The following is a 16,080-nucleotide window of genomic DNA, read 5'->3' on the forward strand; positions in this document are numbered from 1 at the left end:
GCCAACGATCGGACCCACCCCTCGGAGATGATCGGTCGATGACATCCATGAAGGAACGCATGCTCGCCGGCGAGCCGTACATCGCCGACGACCCGGAGATCGCCGCCGACCTGGACCGGGCCGCGCGGCTGATGGAAGCCTTCAACACCAGTCCGGCCGCCGACCCCGAGGCCCGGCTCGCGGCCCTGCGCGACCTGCTCGGCGAGCTGGGCGAGGGGGCCTACGTCCGGCCGCCGCTCCACGTCGACTACGGCTGGCAGGTCCGGATCGGGCCGCGCAGCTTCGTCAACTTCAACGCGGTCCTCCTCGACGTCGCCCCGATCACCATCGGCGCCGACGTCCAGATCGGACCGAACGTGCAGCTGCTCACCCCCACCCACCCCGTCGAACCCGGGCCCCGCCGCGACAAGTGGGAGGGGGCCAAGCCGATCACCATCGGCGACAACGTCTGGCTCGGCGGAGGGGCCATCGTGCTCGCCGGCGTCACCGTCGGGGAGAACACGGTCGTCGGCGCAGGCGCCGTGGTGACGAAGGACCTGCCGGCGAACGTGGTCGCCGTCGGCAACCCGGCCCGCGTCGTACGCCAGCTCGACTGACGGCGTCAGTCCGCCGGACAGTCTCCCGAGGGGCGACCCGTCAGAGCGGCGGCGGCTCGGCGAGCCGGACGACCAGGTCGGCGCGGTGGGCGGTGCCGGCCACCAGGGTGGCGTTGGCCTCGTCGCTGCCCGTCGCCCACGCCCGGGCCTGCTCCGCCGACCGCCCGTACGACTCGTGCCGGGCGGTCAGCCGGCGCAGCCGCAGCTCGGCGTCCAGGTCGAGGAACCACGCCTCGTGCAGCAGCGGCCGGATCTCGTCCCAGGGCGTCCCGGTCAGCAGCAGGTAGTTGCCCTCGGTGACCACCAGCCGCACCGACGGCGGCACCTCGATCGAGCCGGCCACCGGCTCCTCCAGGTCCCGGCGGAACGCCGGCGCGTAGACCGCCGTCGGCTCCAGCCGGCGCAGGCGGCGCAGCAGCGAGACGTAGCCGTTGGCGTCGAAGGTGTCGACGGCGCCCTTGCGCTCCGCCCGGCCCAACCGGCGCAGCTCGGCCTGCGCGAGGTGGAAGCCGTCCATCGGCACCAACCGGGCGGTGGGGCCGACCGCCTCGACGATCCGCTCCGCCAGCGTCGACTTGCCCGCGCCGGGCGCCCCGGCGATGCCGAGCAGCTGCCGCGGGCCGGCCCCGGCGAGGGCCCGCGCCCGCGCCACCAGCTCCTCGGTGCCGACGACCCGGGCGCCGGCCATCAGCCGAGTACCGGCTCGCTGATCGCGAACCGCGCCTGCACCGCGGCGTGCACGGTCTGCGGCTGCGGGTCGAGTTCCAGCTCCGGCGGGCCGCTCTCCGCGCCGTCGCTCATCGCGTACGCCATCCGGCTCATCATCGGCTGCTCCGCCGCGCCCGCGTCGGCCAGCTCGATCAGGGCGGTCACGCGGGCGCCTAGAGCCTCCGCGTACTCGCGGGCGCGCAGCAGTGCGTCGGCGAGCGCGGCGTGCCGGGCCTCGCGGTGGGCCGGGCTGTCCGGCCGCAGCGACCACCACGGCCCGGCCACCTCGACCTGGTCCTGGTCGGCGAGGCGCAGCATCAGCTCGCCGAGCGCGGTGAAGTCGCTGACCGTCACGGTGGTGGTCACGCTGCCGCTGTACGCCACCACCCGCTCGCCGGAGCGCCGGGTCTCCGGCCTGACCTGGAGCTCGCCGGTCTCCCGCCGGTCGATGCCGGGGCCCTCGCCGTCGAGCAGCACCCGGACGGCGGCGGCCCGCTCGGCCAGCCGCGTCAGGGTGGCCTCGCGGTCCCGGTCGCGCGCCCTGGCCGTCACCGCGAACCGGGCGATCTCCGGAGCCACCTCCCGGTACGCCTCGCCGCGCACCGCCACCACCGGCCCGTCCACCATGCCCTCACCCTAACCGCGCGCCCGCCGGCCCGCCCGCCGTCCGACCGCACGTCGACGGATGCGGGCGGCGCCCGGCGCGCATGCCCCGGCCGGTCCGGCTCAGGCCGAGTGGGCCGTCGCCGGGAGGTGGCCCGTGTAGGCGACCCGGTCGCCGTCGACCCGGCACTCGGTGAGGTGACCGCCGGCGGCCCCCAGCTCCAGCAGGAACTCCACCTCGGCGCGGTGGTCGCCGTCGGCGGGGAACTCCTGCCGGTGGGCGAGCAGGTCACGGTCGAACAGGACGGTACGCAGGTCCCGCGCCCCCTCGAAGTGACCGACCAGGGCGTCGATGTCCTGGTCGCGCAACGCGACGGCGAGCCCGTCGAGGAACGCGGCGACCTGGCCGAGCTGCCGCACCACCTGCTCGCGGTTGTCGAAGAGCATGTCGGCCGTCCGCCGGGCCGGGGTGCCGGCGACCCGGGTGCCGTCCCGGAAGCTGCCCGCGGCGAGGCCCAGCACGGCGTCCCGGAGGTCCGACCTCGCCACCGCGCCGGCGAGGCTGCCGGCGAGCAGGTGCGGGATGTGCGAGGAGAGCGCCACCACCGAGTCGTGCACCGCCGGCGACATCGGCACCACCCGGGCGGCGAAGACGTCCACGATGAGGCCGGACAGCATCCGGAACGGCCCGATCCCCTCGGCCGCCGGGCAGAGCACCCACGCGGCCCCCTCGAACAGCGCCGGTACGGCGGCGGCGAGCCCGGAGCGTTCGGTGCCCGCCATCGGGTGGCCCGGCACGAACCGGTCGGTCAGCCCGTTGGCCGAGGCGAAGGCGGCCACCGCGCCCTTCGTGCTGCCCACGTCGGTGAGGACGCAGCCGTCCCCGGCGTGCTTCGCGACGGTGAGCAGGGTCTCCGGCAGCCTCGGCAGGGGGCCGCAGAGGAACACGACGTCACGGTCGCGGACGGCCCCGCCCAGGTCGTCGGGGAAGGTGATCCCGCGTGCGCGCCCGTCCGCCCGGGTGGCCCGGTCCGGGTCCCAGCCGGCGACGTCCAGCCCCGCCTCGTGCAGCCGGAGCAGGACCGAGCCGCCGATGAGGCCGGTGCCCACCACGGCGACCCGGGGTCGCCCTCGCGAACTGTCCACCATCACGCGCCTCGGCGGTCGCTCAGGCGCGCAGCCGGCCGGCGACCGCCGCCACGTGCTCGTCGGACTCGGTCAGCGCCACCCGGACGTGCTGCCGGCCGCCCGGGCCGTAGAAGACGCCCGCAGCCGCGAGGATGCCCCGCCGGGCCAGCCAGTCGACCGTCTCCCAGCAGTCCTCGCCCCGGGTCAGCCAGAGGTAGAGCCCGGCCTCGGAGTGCTCGACGGTGAAGCCGGCGTCGGTGAACGCGGCGCGCAGGGTGTCCCGCCGCGCCCGGTAGCGCTCCCGCTGCTCGTCGGCGTGCCGCTCGTCGCGCAGCGCGGCCACCATCGCCGCCTGCACCGGCGCCGGCACGATCATCCCGGCGTGCTTGCGGACCTTGAGCAGCTCCGCCACCAGTGCCGGGTCGCCCGCCACGAATCCCGCCCGGTAGCCGGCCAGGTTGGACCGCTTGGAGAGCGAGTGCACGGCCAGCACCCCGTCGTACGAGCCGCCGCAGACCTCGGGCGAGAGCACCGAGACGGGCTCGGCGGCCCAGCCCAGCGGCAGGTAGCACTCGTCGCTGGCGACCACCGCGCCGCGCTCCCGGGCCCAGTCGACCACCTTGCGCAGGTGGGCCGCCGGCAGCACCCGGCCGGTCGGGTTGCCCGGCGAGTTGACCCAGACCAGGCGCACCCGGGAGGTGGGCCCGACGGCGGTCAGCGAGTCGGCGCGCACGACGGTGGCGCCGGCGAGCCGGGCCCCGTCCTCGTACGTCGGGTAGGCGATCGAGGGCACCACGACGACGTCGCCGGGACCGATCCCGAGCAGGGTCGGCAGCCAGGCGACGAGTTCCTTGGAGCCGATCGTCGGCAGCACGCCGAGGCCCTCGACGCCAGCGCCGCAGGCCCGTGCCACCCAGGCCGCGATCGTCTCGCGCAGCACCGGCGTGCCAGCGGTCAGCGGATAGCCCGGCGCGTCGGACGCGTCGGCCAGCGCCCGCCGGATCACCTCGGGCACCGGGTCGACCGGCGTACCCATGGAGAGGTTGATCAGGCCCTCAGGGTGCGCCGCGGCCAGTGCGGCCGCGGCGTCCAGGGTGTCCCAGGTGAACTCCGGCAGCCGCGAGGAGACCGGCGCGGGCCGGTTCAGTGGCCCTCGCCGCGCGGCGGCTGCGCGGCGACGAAGGTCGCGTCCTTCTCCACCTTGCCGATCTTCGAGGCGCCGCCGGGCGAGCCCAGCTCCTCGAAGAACTCGTAGTTGGCGCCGGTGTAGTCCTTCCACTGCTCCGGGACGTCGTCCTCGTAGAAGATCGCCTCGACCGGGCAGACCGGCTCGCAGGCCCCACAGTCGACGCACTCGTCGGGGTGGATGTAGAGCATCCGGTTGCCCTCGTAAATGCAGTCGACCGGGCATTCCTCGATGCAAGCCTTGTCGAGCACATCCACGCACGGTTCGGCGATGATGTAGGTCACCGGTCTTCTCCTCCGCAAGACACGCCGCGATCACCCGCGACGGTTAGAGCCTAGTATCTCGCCGGGGAGGGGGTCGATCGTGCTCCGACAGCAGGATGTGGGACACCGGATCGTGGTTCGCCGAATCGTGGGGATTCGCGAAGGTCGGCCGCTCTTCTCGGACGCCCTCGGCGAGCTGGTCGAGCTGAGCGAAACCCATCTCACACTCGCCACCGCGCAGGGCCGGCTCCAGGTCCCCGTGGCCGAGGTGCACCGGGCCAAGCGGGTGCCGCCGGCCCGCCGACCCACCGCGGCGGCCGTGGTCGAGCTGGAACTGGCCGCCGACGAGGCGTGGCCCGCCGCCGTGCGGGGACGGCTCGGCGACTGGCGGCTGCGCGCCGCCGACGGCTGGACCGGCCGGGCCAACTCGGCGCTGCCCGTGGGCGACCCGGACCGGCCCCTGCCCGCCGCGCTCGACGCGGTGGAGCGCTGGTACGCCGACCTCGGTCAACCGCCGATGGTCAACACCCCGCTGCCGCTCGCCGCCCCGGTGGGCGCGGAGCTGGACGCCCGGGGCTGGGTCGGCAGGCCGCCCGTGCTGGTGCAGACCGTGCCGCTGGCGGGGCTGCCGCCGGCCGCGCCGGAGCGCGCCGGAGCGCCGCCGGTCGAGCTGACCGCCGAGCCGTCGGACGACTGGCTCGCCGTCGCCGCCGGCCGCAAGGGCGGCCTGCCGGACGCCGCCCGGCACGTGCTCACCGCCGTGGACCAGGTCCGCTTCGCCCACGTGTACGCCGACGGCACCCTGCTCGCCATCGGCCGGGGAACGGTCACCGGGCAGGGCCGCTGGCTCGGGCTCAGCCTGATCGAGGTGCTGCCCGAGGCGAGGCGACAGGGGCTGGCGGGCCGGATCATCCGCGCGCTGACCGACTGGGGCGCCGCGACCGGCGCCTCGCGCGCCTTCCTCCAGGTCGAGCAGCGCAACACCCCGGCGGTGACCCTCTACCGCGCCCTGGGCTTCACCACCCACCACACCTACCTGACCCGCACCCCACCCCCCTGACCGCTCCTCCGCCCTGCCCCGTGTCGCAGCGTTGATCATGAGGTTATCGCCAGCGGAAAGCGCTTACAGCGGCAATAACCTCATGATCAACGAGGCCAGGGGGTGGGCTGGGTGGGGTTGGGGTCAGCGGCGGACCACTCGGCGGGGCTTGGTGGCCCTCAGTTCGGCGTAGCGCTTCAGGGACTGCGAGCGGTGGTCGAGGCCCAGCGCCGTGAGGAGCAGGTAGCCGAGCAGCACGCCCACGCCGGCCGCCCCGAGGTAGAGCCAGATCTGGGCGAAGAAGGTGCCCGCGCCCCCGCCGAACGGGTCGTCGCCGACCAGCAGCGGCCCGACCAGCACCGTCAGCAGCAGCGCGATCCCGACCGCGGCGGCCAGGTCCGCGCCCCAGGCCGAGACAGGGCGACGCCTGCCCCACACGAAGGCGACCGCGGCCAGGACCAGCCCGATCACCACGAACATCCCCAGCGACACCCGGTCGGCGGCGGCCGTGTCGTCGCCGTCGAAGCCGAACCGGGTGACCAGCCGGGCGACCACGTTGACCGCGAACAGCGCGACCGCGAGAACCCCGATCGCGCGCCACCGCTCACTCATCGCACGCCTCCCGCCGTACCGCCCGCCGGAGCGGCGGGCCTCCTGGCAGGAATGTCTACCACCGGAACCTGTGCGCCGTCAGTCCCCCGACCGGACCGGTGGCGGTGCCAGGATCTGCCGGAAACCCATCACCGCGAAGGTCATCGCGCCGGCCACGATCATCGCCAGGCCGACCCAGTTGTCGCCGGTGACGAGCAGGTCCCCCTCCGCGGTGCGGACCGCCGCCACCGACATCAGGACGAACCAGGGCGTCGCGGGCAGCGCCACGGCCCACCGGCGACCGACGGCCTCGTGCGCGAACCAGCTCAGCGCGATGTTCGCGGCGATCGCGACGAGCACCGAGACGCCGATCAGGTGCCCGCCGACCCGGACCGTTGCCAGCAGCAGCTCCAGCACCGCCGTGAGCGTCCCCGCGAGGACGGCGACCAGCCCGCCGGCCACCCGCAGGGCGAGGTCGAGCAGCCGCCGGGACGGCCCGGACGGTGGCGGGAGGGTCTCCTGCGGGGCGGTCGACATCGACGCGACGGGCAGGGTCACCGGTTACCGGCCGCCGAGACCGGGGACCGGTCCGGACCGTCGGCGACGTCCAGCCCGGCGAAGAGGTCGTCCTCCCAGCCGTACGGGCCGCTGCCCGGTCCCCGACCACCCACCGCGAGGGTGTAGTACTCCACGCCCATGAACTCGCTGCCGAAGTTGCCGGCGATCGAGTAGAGCCAGGAGGCGTCGGGGATCTGGGTGGCGTGCGCGCGCATCGCCGCCTCCTTGGCGGCGTGCTGGTCCGTGGCGTCGATCCGGGCGGCGATCTGCGCGTCGGGGGTGCCGAAGGGCAGCTCCGAGATGTCCTGGATGCCGGCGAAGGGGTTGTCCGCCGACTCGGCGAAGTGGGTCAGGCCGGCCTCCAGCACGCTGAGCGGCATCGCCGTCCAGTAGACCTTCGCCGGGGCGAAGCCCTCCGCCTCGGCCAGCTCGTACGCGCGCATCGCGACCCGGTGCGCCTGGATGTGGTCCGGGTGCCCGTAGAAGCCGTTGTCGTCGTACGTGACCATGACCTGCGGGCGTACCTCCCGCATGATCTCCACCAGGTGCCCGGCGGCCTCGTCGAGGTCGGCCTGCCAGAAGGCGCGGGGGTGCTCGTTGGTGGCGAGGCCCATCATGCCGGAGTCGCGGTAGCGGCCGGCGCCGCCGAGGAAGCGGTGGTCGGTGACGCCGAGCGCGGCGCAGGCGGCGGTCAGCTCGGCGATCCGCCAGCCGCCGAGCTGGTCGGCCTCGGCCGCGGCGAGCTGGGCGAGCGCCGGCACGTGGATCTCGCCCTCCTCGCCGAGGGTGCAGGTCACCAGGGTGACGTGAGCGCCGGCGGCGGCGTAGTGCGCCATCGTCGAGCCGGTGCCGATGGACTCGTCGTCGGGGTGCGCGTGGACCAGCAGGAGGCGGCGGTCAGGCAGCGTCGTCACGCCGGTCACTCTATCCGGCGGTTCTCCTCCGCCGACCCCGACGCGTCCGCGCAGGTCGGCCACATCACCCCCGGTCCCCGCTCTACGATCTGGACTGTGGACTTTCCGGAGCTGGCCGCCCGCACCCGCCGGTTCAGCCGCGGAGCGCCGCGGGCGGTCACCGTGGCCGACGACGGCTCCCGGGTGGTCTTCCTGCGCTCGGCCGGCCCGGAGGACCCGGCCGACGCGCTCTGGCAGCTCGACGTGGCGACCGGCGAGGAGCGGCTCGTCGCCGACCCGGCGGCGCTGCTCGGGGCCGACGCCGACGCCGGCGCGCTGAGCCCGGGCGAGCGCGCCCTGCGCGAGCGGCTGCGGCTGAGCGCCTCCGGCATCGGCTCCTACACGCTTGACGGCGCCGGCCGGGTGGCGGTCTTCGCGCTGGCCGGGCGGCTGTTCCGGGCCGACCTGGTGCACGGCGACGTGGTCGAGGTGGCCACCGTCGGCCCGGTGCTCGACCCCCGGCCCGATCCCACGGGGCAGCGCCTGGCGTACGTCACCGACGCCGCCGAGGGGGTCCGGCGGGGGCAGCTGCGCGTGGTCGAGCACGACGGCACGGACACCCTGCTGGCCGGCGAGGACTCCGGGGTGACCTGGGGGCTGGCCGAGCACATCGCGGCCGAGGAGTTCCACCGCTACCGCGGCTACTGGTGGGCGCCGGACGGTCGTGCGGTGCTGGCCGCCCGGGTGGACGAGTCCCGCGTGGAGCGCTGGCACCTGCACGACCCGGCCGACCCGGCGAGCCCGCCGACCACCGTCGCGTACCCCCGGGCGGGCACCGCGAACGCCGAGGTCAGCCTGCACCTGCTGGATCTCGACGACGGCTGGGTCGACGTGCACTGGGACCGGGAGACCTACCCGTACCTGACGGCCGTGCACTGGGCCGACGGGGGCCCGCTGATCACCGTGCTGCGCCGGTCCCAGCAGCACGGCCTGGTGCTCGCCGTCGACCCGCGCACCGGCGAGACCCAGGTGCACGCCGAGCTGGCCGACCCGCGCTGGGTGGAGCCGATTCCGGGCACGCCGGCGCACCTGCCGGACGGCCGGGTGCTCGTCGGCGGCGAGCTCGCCCACGACGGGTACGACGCCCGCTGCCTCTTCGCCGACGGCACCCTGCTCACCCCGCCCTCGCTCTACGTGCGGCGGGTGGTGGGGCGGCTGCCCGGCGGCAGCGGCCCAGCCGACCTGCTGGTGGAGGCGAGCGACGGCGAGCCGAGCGAACGGCACCTGTTCCGGGTGCGCACCACCATCGGCGGCGGCGTGGACGCCCGCCGGATCACCACCGACCCGGGCTGGCACACCGCCGCCGTGGGCGGGGACGTGCTGGTGGTGGGGAGCGCCTCGCTCGACCACGCGGGCGTCCGGTGGACGGTGCGCCGGGGCGAGCAGGAGGTGGCCGTGCTGCGCTCGCTCGCCGCCACCCCGCCGTACGCGCCGCTGCCGCTGCTGGAGCGGGTCACCGACCGGCGGCTGCCGACGGCCGTGCTCTACCCGGACAACTACGTCACCGGCCGGCGGCTGCCGGTGCTGCTGGACGTCTACGGCGGGCCGGGGCACCAGGAGGTGCTCGCGGCCCGCGCGGCGTGGCTGGAGCGGCAGTGGTGGGCCGACGCCGGCTTCGCGGTCGTCACCATCGACAACCGGGGTACGCCGGGGGTGGCCCCCTCCTTCGAGAAGGCGATCCACCGGCGGATGGCCGACGTCGTCCTGCTCGACCAGGTGGACGCGCTCACCGCGTTGGCCGGCAAGCACCCGGACCTGGACCTGGAGCGGGTGGCGGTGCGGGGCTGGTCGTTCGGCGGCTGGCTGGCCGGGCTGGCGGTGCTGCGGCACCCGGAGCTGTTCCGGTGCGGCATCGTGGGGGCGCCGGTCACCGACTGGACGCTGTACGACACGGCCTACACGGAGCGCTACCTGGGCCTGCCGGACGACGGCACGGACATCTACGCGCACCACTCGCTGGTGGAGCTGGCCGGCGAGCCCGTGCCGGCCGGGGAGGCGGCCCGGCCGCTGCTGCTGGTGCACGGCCTGGTCGACGACAACGTGGTGGCCGCGCACACGCTGCGGCTGTCGGCGGCGCTGCTGGCGACCGGCCGGCCGCACTCCGTGCTCCCGCTGACCGGGGCCACCCACATGGCCGCCGGCGGCATCGCCGAACGCCTGCTCAGGTTGGAACTCGACTTCGTCCGTCGGCACCTCTAGCCGCGCCCCGGCTCGGCCGTCCCCGCCGCCACGGGCCGGCCGGGCGGGGGCCGCCGGCACAGTCGCGGCCGGACGGGCAGTCGCGGCCGGGCGAGGGCCGCCGGGCAGCCACGGGCCGGCCAGGCCGGCGTCGCCGGGCAGGGGCGCGGATGGCCAGCCCCGAGACACGGCGACCCCCGGCCGACGTCGTTGTCGACCGGGGGTCGGTCCGTGCGGTGTCACCGCGCGGGTGTCACCGCCTCACGGGTGTGTCACTGCTTGACGTACGCGTCCACGAAGCTCGGCCAGCCGAAGATGCTGCCGATGAAGACGCCGCCGGCCTTCTCGCCGTGCGCGATGGAGACCACCTCGACGTAGAGCGGCACCGCCGGCGCCGTCTCCTTCATCAGCCGCTCGTCGATCTTGCTCCACTCGTCGGCCTGCTTGGCCGGGTCGAGCGCGAGGATCCGGTCGAACTCCGCGTTGAGCGCCTCGTTGTTGAGCTGCGAGGTGTTGCTGTTGCCCTCGGCCTTGATGCCACGACCGTCGAAGAGCACCGGCAGGATCGACGCGCCGCTGGGCCAGTCGGCCGCCCACGAGTCGACCCAGAGGTCGTACGGGTTGTCCTTCTTCTTCACCGTGTCGAGGTAGCCGTCCTCGGGGATCGTCTTGATCGTGACGGTGAAGCCGGCCTTCTCCAGCGCGGTCTTGATCTGGGTGGCCCGCTCCTGGGAGCTGGTCACGTCGGAGGTGAGCAGCACCAGGTTCTGCGTCTTGCCGGCGAGCAGCTCCTTGGCCTTCTCCGCGTTGCCGCTCTCGCCGGCCGGGTACGCGTCGAACTGCTTGTAGCCGAGCGTGGTGGGCGGCAGCAGCGTGGTCATCGGCACGGCGCCGTAGGGGCCGCCGAGGCTCTTGGTGATGCTGGCGCGGTCGATCGCGTGGTTGATCGCCTGCCGCACCGACAGGTCGGTGACCCGGGTGGTGTTGATGCTCAGCCGGTACGCGTTCGGCGTGGCCGCGACGATCATCCGCTGCTTGAGCGCGGCGTCGCCGGTGACCTTGGCGATCAGCTCCGACGGAACGCCGCCGGTGGCCACCGCCGCGGCGTCGTTGCCGGTGCCGGCGAGCACCCGGTTGGTCTGGGTGGCCTGGTCCGCGCCCAGGGACCAGATGAACTTGTCCGGGTACTGGTGGCGCACCGCGTCGGTGGCCGGGTCCCAGTGCTCGTTGCGCTCGAGCACGATCTCGACGCCCGGCGTGTGCTTGGTCATCTTGTACGGGCCCGACGAGAACGGCTGGTTGTCCAGGTTGACCCCGGTGTCCTTGTCCGCCGGCAGCGGCGCGGTGGCCGGCAGGGAGACGGCGAAGGGCAGGTCACAGCGGGGCTTGTTGAACTCGAAGCGCAGCGTCTTCTCGTCCGGCGTGGTGAGCCCCGGCGGCAGCGACGTCTTGTTGGCCTTGAAGTCCCACTTGGTGTCGTACTGCGGGCTGTCGACCAGCCACTCCTGGAGGTAGGTCGGGCCGCCGGTGAGGTCCGGGTCGAAGGACCGGGCGATGCCGTACGCGATCTCCTTGCTGGTGATCGGCCGGCCGTCCTCGAACTTCACCCCCTGCTTGACCTTGAACTCCCAGACCTTGCAGTCGTTGTTGACGTTGGTGCCGGGGGTCTCGGCCAGGTCGCCGACCAGGGTCACGTTGCCCTTGCCGTCGTCCTTGAACGTGGTGAGGAAGCGGGCGTAGAGCTGGCTTCCCATCAGGCCGGCGAACGAGTAGATCCGCTGGGGGTCCATGTGGGAGATCTTGTTCTCCCGCAGGATGTAGAACGTGCCGCCCTTGGTCGCGCCGGACACCTCCGGCGCGGGGCCGAGGGAGTCCTTGGGGTCCGTCGCGATGGCGCCGGTGCGCGGCTTGCTGGTGTCCACACCGCCGGTGTTGTCACCGGTGTTTTCGCTGCACGCACCGAGGGAAACCACCAGTGCGATCGCACCGCCCACGGCGGTGACGAGTCTTGCTCGCATCCTCACTCCTCCGGATCGCCTCAATGAAGGAAAGCTTCGCGCAGCTTTCGACTTCGGTAAATTTCGATCAGATAACGGGGCCACAACGATCGGCACCCGACGGGCCGCGGGTCAGCCGAGGCGCACCCGGGGGTCGATGAACGCGTAGAGCAGATCGACGACCATGTTGGCGACGACCACGAACAGCGCGGAGATCAGCACGGTGGCCATGATGGTCGGCAGGTCCCCCTGCCGCACCGCCTCCACCGCGGTACGGCCCAGCCCCTGGATGCCGAAGGTGGTCTCGGTGATCACCGTGCCGCCCAGCGCCGCGCCCACGTCCAGACCGGCGATGGTGACGATCGGGGTGATCGCCGCGCGGAGCGCGTGCTTGCCGTACACCTGCCGCTTCGGCATGCCCTTGGCCCGGGCGGTGCGCACGAAGTCCTCCGAGAGCGTCTCCAGCATCTGTGCCCGGGACAACCGGGCATAGATCGCGGAGAAGAGCAGCGCCAGTGCCATCCAGGCCAGCACCAGTCCTCGCGCCCACTCGATCGGATTCTCGAACGGCGACGTGTAGCGCGGCGTCGGCAGGATCTTCAGGGTGTACACGAAGACCAGCAACAGCACCGCGCCGACGAAGTAGAGCTGGAGCGAGGCGAAGGTCAGGGTGAGGCCGATCGAGATCCGGTCCAGCAGCGAGCCACGGCGCAGCGCCGAGACCATGCCGAGCCCCACCCCGATGGCGAGCCACAGCACCGCCGCCGGCAGGACGATGCTCAGCGTCACCGGCAGCACCCGGGCGAAGGTGTCGCTGACGGCCTCGCTGTTGACGTACGAGTAGCCCAGGCAGGGCACCGCGCACTCGCCGCCCTGTGCGCTGCCCAGGTCACGGCCGACGAAGATGCCCTTCATGTAGTTGGCGTACTGCTCCACCTTCGGGTCGTTGAGCCCCAGCTCGGTCCGTACCCGTTCCAGCCGCTCGGCGTTGCAGTTCTTCGGGCACATGCCGGTCACCGGATCGGCGGGCAGCGCGAAGAACATCAGGAAGCTGACCACGCTCACCGCGAACAGCACCGAAACCGCCAGCAGCATCCGCTTCACCAGGAAGCGCACCATGCGCAGAACCCCTTACCGTGACGACTTCGGGTCGAGCGCGTCCCGCAACGCGTCGCCGAAGAGGTTGAACGCCAGCACGATCAGGAAGATCGTGATGCCCGGGAAGAAGACGTAGGCCGGGTCGGTCTCCAGGTAGCCGATGCTCCGGTAGATCATCCGGCCGAAGCTGGGCACCGACTCGGGCAGTCCGACGTTGAGGAAGGACAGCGCCGCCTCGCTGGTCACGTACGACGGCACCAGCAGCGAGAACGACACCAGGATCGGGGCCCAGATGTTCGGCAGCAGCTGCCGGAAGAGCATGTGCCCCAGCCCCGCGCCGTTGGCCCGGGCCGCCTCCACGAACTCGCGTTCGCGCAGCGACACCACCTGCCCGCGGACCAGCCGGGCGGTGCTGGTCCAGCCGAAGGCGGAGAAGACCCCGATCAGGGTGGCCACCGCGAACCAGGTCGGCACGGCGTCGCGCGGGCCGTAGAAGCGCAGCGAGAACGTCGGCACCACGGCCAGGGCGAAGATCAGGAACGGCATCGCCAGGGCGACGTCGGTGACCCAGCTGATCACCGCGTCCGCCTTCCCGCCGAGGTACCCGGCGAGGATGCCGAGGACCACGCCGATCGTCGTCGTGATCAGGGCGGCGCCGAGCGCGATCAGCAGCGAGGTGCGGATGCCGTAGACCATCCGGATGAAGATGTCCCGGCCCACGCCCGGCTCCAGGCCGAACCAGTGGTCGCCGCTGACCCCGCCGGCGTATCCCAGCGGCATCCCGGTGCTGTCCAGCAGGTCGCCGAACACCTCGCTCGGCGACGCCCCGTACAGCCGCTGCACCAGGGGCGCGGCCAGGGCCAGCAGCACGAAGACGACCAGCAGCACGCCGCTCACCAGGGCGGTGCGGTCGCGGCGCAGCCGGCTCCAGACGAGCTGGCCGGGCGAGCGGCCGGCCAGCGCCTTCTGCTCGCCGTCGGCGCCGCCGGACTCGATCTCGGCGAGCGCCACACCCTCGACCGGGGACAGGCTCATTTCGACACCTCCTCGGCGGTCGCGTCGGCCCCGGTCGCCCCGGGACCCGCCGGCCGCACCTCGTCACCGGCCGGTCCCGTGGCGGCGCCGACCGGCCCGGTCTCCGGAAAGTGGCAGGCGGTGGCCTGGTCGCCGCCACGCGACACGAGCGGCGGTTCCTCGGTGGCGCACCGCTCCTGCGCCTTCCAGCACCGGGTGCGGAAGCGGCAACCCGACGGCGGGTCCAGCGGCGTCGGAACATCCCCGGTGAGCCGGATCCGGCCCGCCGCGCCGAGCTGGGTGACGTCCGGAATGGCCGAGAGCAGCGCCCGGGTGTACGGATGCTGCGGCCGTTCGTAGATGTCGTCCCGGTCGCCGATCTCGACGATCTTGCCGAGGTACATGACGGCGACCCGCTGGCAGAAGTGCCGCACCACGGCCAGGTCGTGGGCGATGAAGACGAACGCCAGGCCCAGGTCGCGTTGCAGGTCACGCAACAGGTTGACCACCTGGGCCTGGATCGACACGTCCAGGGCGGAGACCGGCTCGTCGGCGACGATCAGCTTGGGGCGCAGCGCGAGCGCACGGGCGATGCCGACGCGCTGCCGCTGACCGCCGGAGAACTCGTGCGGGTAGCGGTTGTAGTGCTCCGGGTTGAGCCCGACCAGCTCCAGCAGCTCCTGGACCCGCTTCTTCAGGCCGCCCGGCGGGTTGACCCCGTTGACCTGCAACGGCATCGCCACGATCCGGCCCACGGTGTGCCGGGGGTTCAGCGACGCGTACGGGTCCTGGAAGATGATCTGGAGATCCTGCCGCAGCGGGCGCAGCTCCCGGCGCCCGGCGTGGGTGATGTCCCGGCCCTCGAACTCGATGCTTCCCGTGGTGGGCTCCAGCAGGCGCACCAGCATCCGCCCGGTGGTCGTCTTGCCGCAGCCGGACTCCCCCACCAGGCCGAGCGTCTCGCCCGGGCGCACGTCGAAGTCCAGCCCGTCGACGGCCCGCACCAGGCCGTTGCTGCGGAACCCGTTGCGCACCGGGAAGTGCTTGGCCAGCCCGCGCACCCGCAGCAGCGGCTCCACCGGCTCCTTGATTTCCACACTCATCGGGCGACTCCCACCTGGGTGATGTCCTCCGCGTACAGCCGGGTCCGGTCGTCGGCGGAGAGGTGGCACGCCACCAGGTGGCCGGGCGCGCCCGCCGGGCGCAGCTCCGGGACCTCGGTGCGGGACCGGTCGCCGTTGCGGTCGGCGTAGCGGCAGCGCGGGTGGAAGGCGCAGCCGGACGGCAGGTTGATCAGGCTCGGCGGGTTGCCCTTGATCGGCACCAGGTCCGCGTCCGCGTCGCCGTGCAGCGACGGCACGCTGGAGAGCAGACCCCAGGTGTACGGGTGCTGCGGCCGGCGGAGCACCTGCTCGACGCTGCCGTGCTCGACGGCCCGCCCGCCATACATGACCAGCACCTCGTCCGCGACCTGGCTGACCACGCCCAGGTCGTGGGTGATCAGGATGATCGCGGAGTTGAACTCGGCCTGGAGGTCGGCCAGCAGGTCGAGGATCTGCGCCTGCACCGTCACGTCCAGGGCGGTGGTCGGCTCGTCGGCGATCAGCAGGTCCGGGTCGTTGACCAGCGCCATGGCGATCATCGCCCGCTGCCGCATGCCGCCGGAGAACTCGTGCGGGTACTGGTCGAAGCGGCGGGCCGGCTGCGGGATGCCGACCCGGCCCAGCATGTCCACCGCGCGCTGGCGGGCCTCGCGCTTGCCGGCCTTCGGGTGGTGCACCCGGTACGCCTCGGCGATCTGCCGGCCCACCGTGTAGTACGGGTGCAGCGCGGACAGCGGATCCTGGAAGATCATCGCCATGTCACGGCCGCGCAGCCGGCGTACCTCCTCGTCCGGCAGGCCGACGAGCTGGCGGCCGCCGACGGAGATCTCCCCGGTGATGCTGGTCCGCTTGGCGCTGTGCAGCCCGAGGATGGCCAGCGAGGTGACGCTCTTGCCCGAGCCGGACTCTCCGACGATGCCGAGGGTGCGCCCCCGGGCCACCTCGAACGACACCCCGTCGACGGCGCGCACCACGCCGTCCTCGGTGTCGAACCGGACCCGCAGGTCGCTCACCCGCAGGTAGGGGTCCTGGCCGGAGCGCTGCTCCGGCACGTTGGGGCGGTCC

The 16,080-nt window shown here is 73.4% G+C and carries 16 protein-coding genes; 3 read left to right on the forward strand and 13 right to left on the reverse strand.

All coding sequences use genetic code 11. The features are described from left to right. Window positions 1-38: 38 nt before the first annotated feature. Window positions 39-596 (forward strand): sugar O-acetyltransferase, encoded by a 558-nt coding sequence (locus tag AC0OO9_RS09865; protein WP_484517032.1) that lies wholly within the window; start codon window positions 39-41, stop codon window positions 594-596. A 40-nt stretch (window positions 597-636) separates the two neighbouring features. Here the strand turns inward: AC0OO9_RS09865 and AC0OO9_RS09870 are convergent, their stop codons facing one another. From AC0OO9_RS09870 to fdxA, 5 genes are all read right to left on the reverse strand, one after another. After that, complete coding sequence (locus AC0OO9_RS09870) at window positions 637-1,284, reverse strand: nucleoside/nucleotide kinase family protein (RefSeq protein WP_484517033.1); 648 nt, start codon at window positions 1,282-1,284, stop codon at window positions 637-639. Then, window positions 1,284-1,931 carry an SIMPL domain-containing protein gene (locus AC0OO9_RS09875; RefSeq protein ID WP_484517034.1) on the reverse strand — a complete coding sequence of 216 codons (648 nt, stop codon included), beginning with the start codon at window positions 1,929-1,931 and terminating at the stop codon, window positions 1,284-1,286. The genes AC0OO9_RS09870 and AC0OO9_RS09875 overlap by 1 nt, the downstream gene beginning before the upstream one ends. A gap of 99 nt (window positions 1,932-2,030) precedes the next feature. Next, window positions 2,031-3,056 carry a prephenate dehydrogenase gene (locus AC0OO9_RS09880; RefSeq protein WP_484517035.1) on the reverse strand — a complete coding sequence of 342 codons (1,026 nt, stop codon included), beginning with the start codon at window positions 3,054-3,056 and terminating at the stop codon, window positions 2,031-2,033. A gap of 19 nt (window positions 3,057-3,075) precedes the next feature. Next, window positions 3,076-4,182, reverse strand: a complete 1,107-nt coding sequence (gene dapC / locus AC0OO9_RS09885) for a succinyldiaminopimelate transaminase (protein ID WP_484517907.1) — start codon at window positions 4,180-4,182, stop codon at window positions 3,076-3,078. Next, entirely contained in the window at window positions 4,179-4,505 is a 327-nt protein-coding gene (gene fdxA, locus AC0OO9_RS09890) for a ferredoxin (RefSeq protein WP_091422126.1), read from the reverse strand. Before fdxA ends, dapC begins: the two co-directional genes overlap by 4 nt. A gap of 79 nt (window positions 4,506-4,584) precedes the next feature. Between fdxA and AC0OO9_RS09895 the strand changes: the two genes are divergently transcribed. Then, a complete protein-coding gene (locus AC0OO9_RS09895) occupies window positions 4,585-5,544 on the forward strand; it encodes a GNAT family N-acetyltransferase (protein WP_484517036.1) in 960 nt (319 codons plus the stop codon). Between the two features lie 123 nt (window positions 5,545-5,667). On the opposite strand, the gene AC0OO9_RS09900 is transcribed toward AC0OO9_RS09895, so the two are convergent. The 3 genes from AC0OO9_RS09900 to mshB form a co-directional block, all read right to left on the reverse strand. After that, entirely contained in the window at window positions 5,668-6,135 is a 468-nt protein-coding gene (locus AC0OO9_RS09900) for a hypothetical protein (RefSeq protein WP_484517037.1), read from the reverse strand. A 78-nt stretch (window positions 6,136-6,213) separates the two neighbouring features. Continuing rightward, the gene (locus AC0OO9_RS09905) at window positions 6,214-6,651 is read right to left on the reverse strand and encodes a hypothetical protein (protein WP_484517909.1); all 438 of its coding nucleotides are present in this window, start codon (window positions 6,649-6,651) and stop codon (window positions 6,214-6,216) included. 17 nt (window positions 6,652-6,668) lie between these two features. Further along, window positions 6,669-7,595: an N-acetyl-1-D-myo-inositol-2-amino-2-deoxy-alpha-D-glucopyranoside deacetylase gene (gene mshB / locus AC0OO9_RS09910; protein WP_484517038.1), complete on the reverse strand. Its 927-nt coding sequence runs from the start codon at window positions 7,593-7,595 to the stop codon at window positions 6,669-6,671. An 87-nt stretch (window positions 7,596-7,682) separates the two neighbouring features. On the opposite strand from mshB, the gene AC0OO9_RS09915 reads away from it, so the two are divergent. Then, window positions 7,683-9,824 carry a S9 family peptidase gene (locus AC0OO9_RS09915; protein WP_484517039.1) on the forward strand — a complete coding sequence of 714 codons (2,142 nt, stop codon included), beginning with the start codon at window positions 7,683-7,685 and terminating at the stop codon, window positions 9,822-9,824. Between the two features lie 251 nt (window positions 9,825-10,075). Here AC0OO9_RS09915 and AC0OO9_RS09920 read toward each other — a convergent pair whose 3' ends face one another. The 5 genes from AC0OO9_RS09920 to AC0OO9_RS09940 form a co-directional block, all read right to left on the reverse strand. After that, complete coding sequence (locus tag AC0OO9_RS09920; RefSeq protein WP_484517040.1) at window positions 10,076-11,821, reverse strand: ABC transporter substrate-binding protein; 1,746 nt, start codon at window positions 11,819-11,821, stop codon at window positions 10,076-10,078. A gap of 111 nt (window positions 11,822-11,932) precedes the next feature. Next, window positions 11,933-12,919 (reverse strand): ABC transporter permease, encoded by a 987-nt coding sequence (locus AC0OO9_RS09925; RefSeq protein ID WP_425854355.1) that lies wholly within the window; start codon window positions 12,917-12,919, stop codon window positions 11,933-11,935. Window positions 12,920-12,931: 12 nt separating this feature from the next. Next, window positions 12,932-13,933 (reverse strand): ABC transporter permease, encoded by a 1,002-nt coding sequence (locus AC0OO9_RS09930; RefSeq protein WP_484517041.1) that lies wholly within the window; start codon window positions 13,931-13,933, stop codon window positions 12,932-12,934. Continuing rightward, on the reverse strand, window positions 13,930-15,015 hold the full coding sequence (locus AC0OO9_RS09935; RefSeq protein ID WP_484517042.1) for an ABC transporter ATP-binding protein: 1,086 nt from the start codon (window positions 15,013-15,015) through the stop codon (window positions 13,930-13,932). Before AC0OO9_RS09935 ends, AC0OO9_RS09930 begins: the two co-directional genes overlap by 4 nt. Then, window positions 15,012-16,067, reverse strand: coding sequence for an ABC transporter ATP-binding protein (locus AC0OO9_RS09940; protein WP_484517910.1), 1,056 nt, complete (start codon window positions 16,065-16,067; stop codon window positions 15,012-15,014). Before AC0OO9_RS09940 ends, AC0OO9_RS09935 begins: the two co-directional genes overlap by 4 nt. Window positions 16,068-16,080: the final 13 nt, after the last annotated feature.

The organism is Micromonospora sp. USAFONa4 (assembly GCF_057197825.1).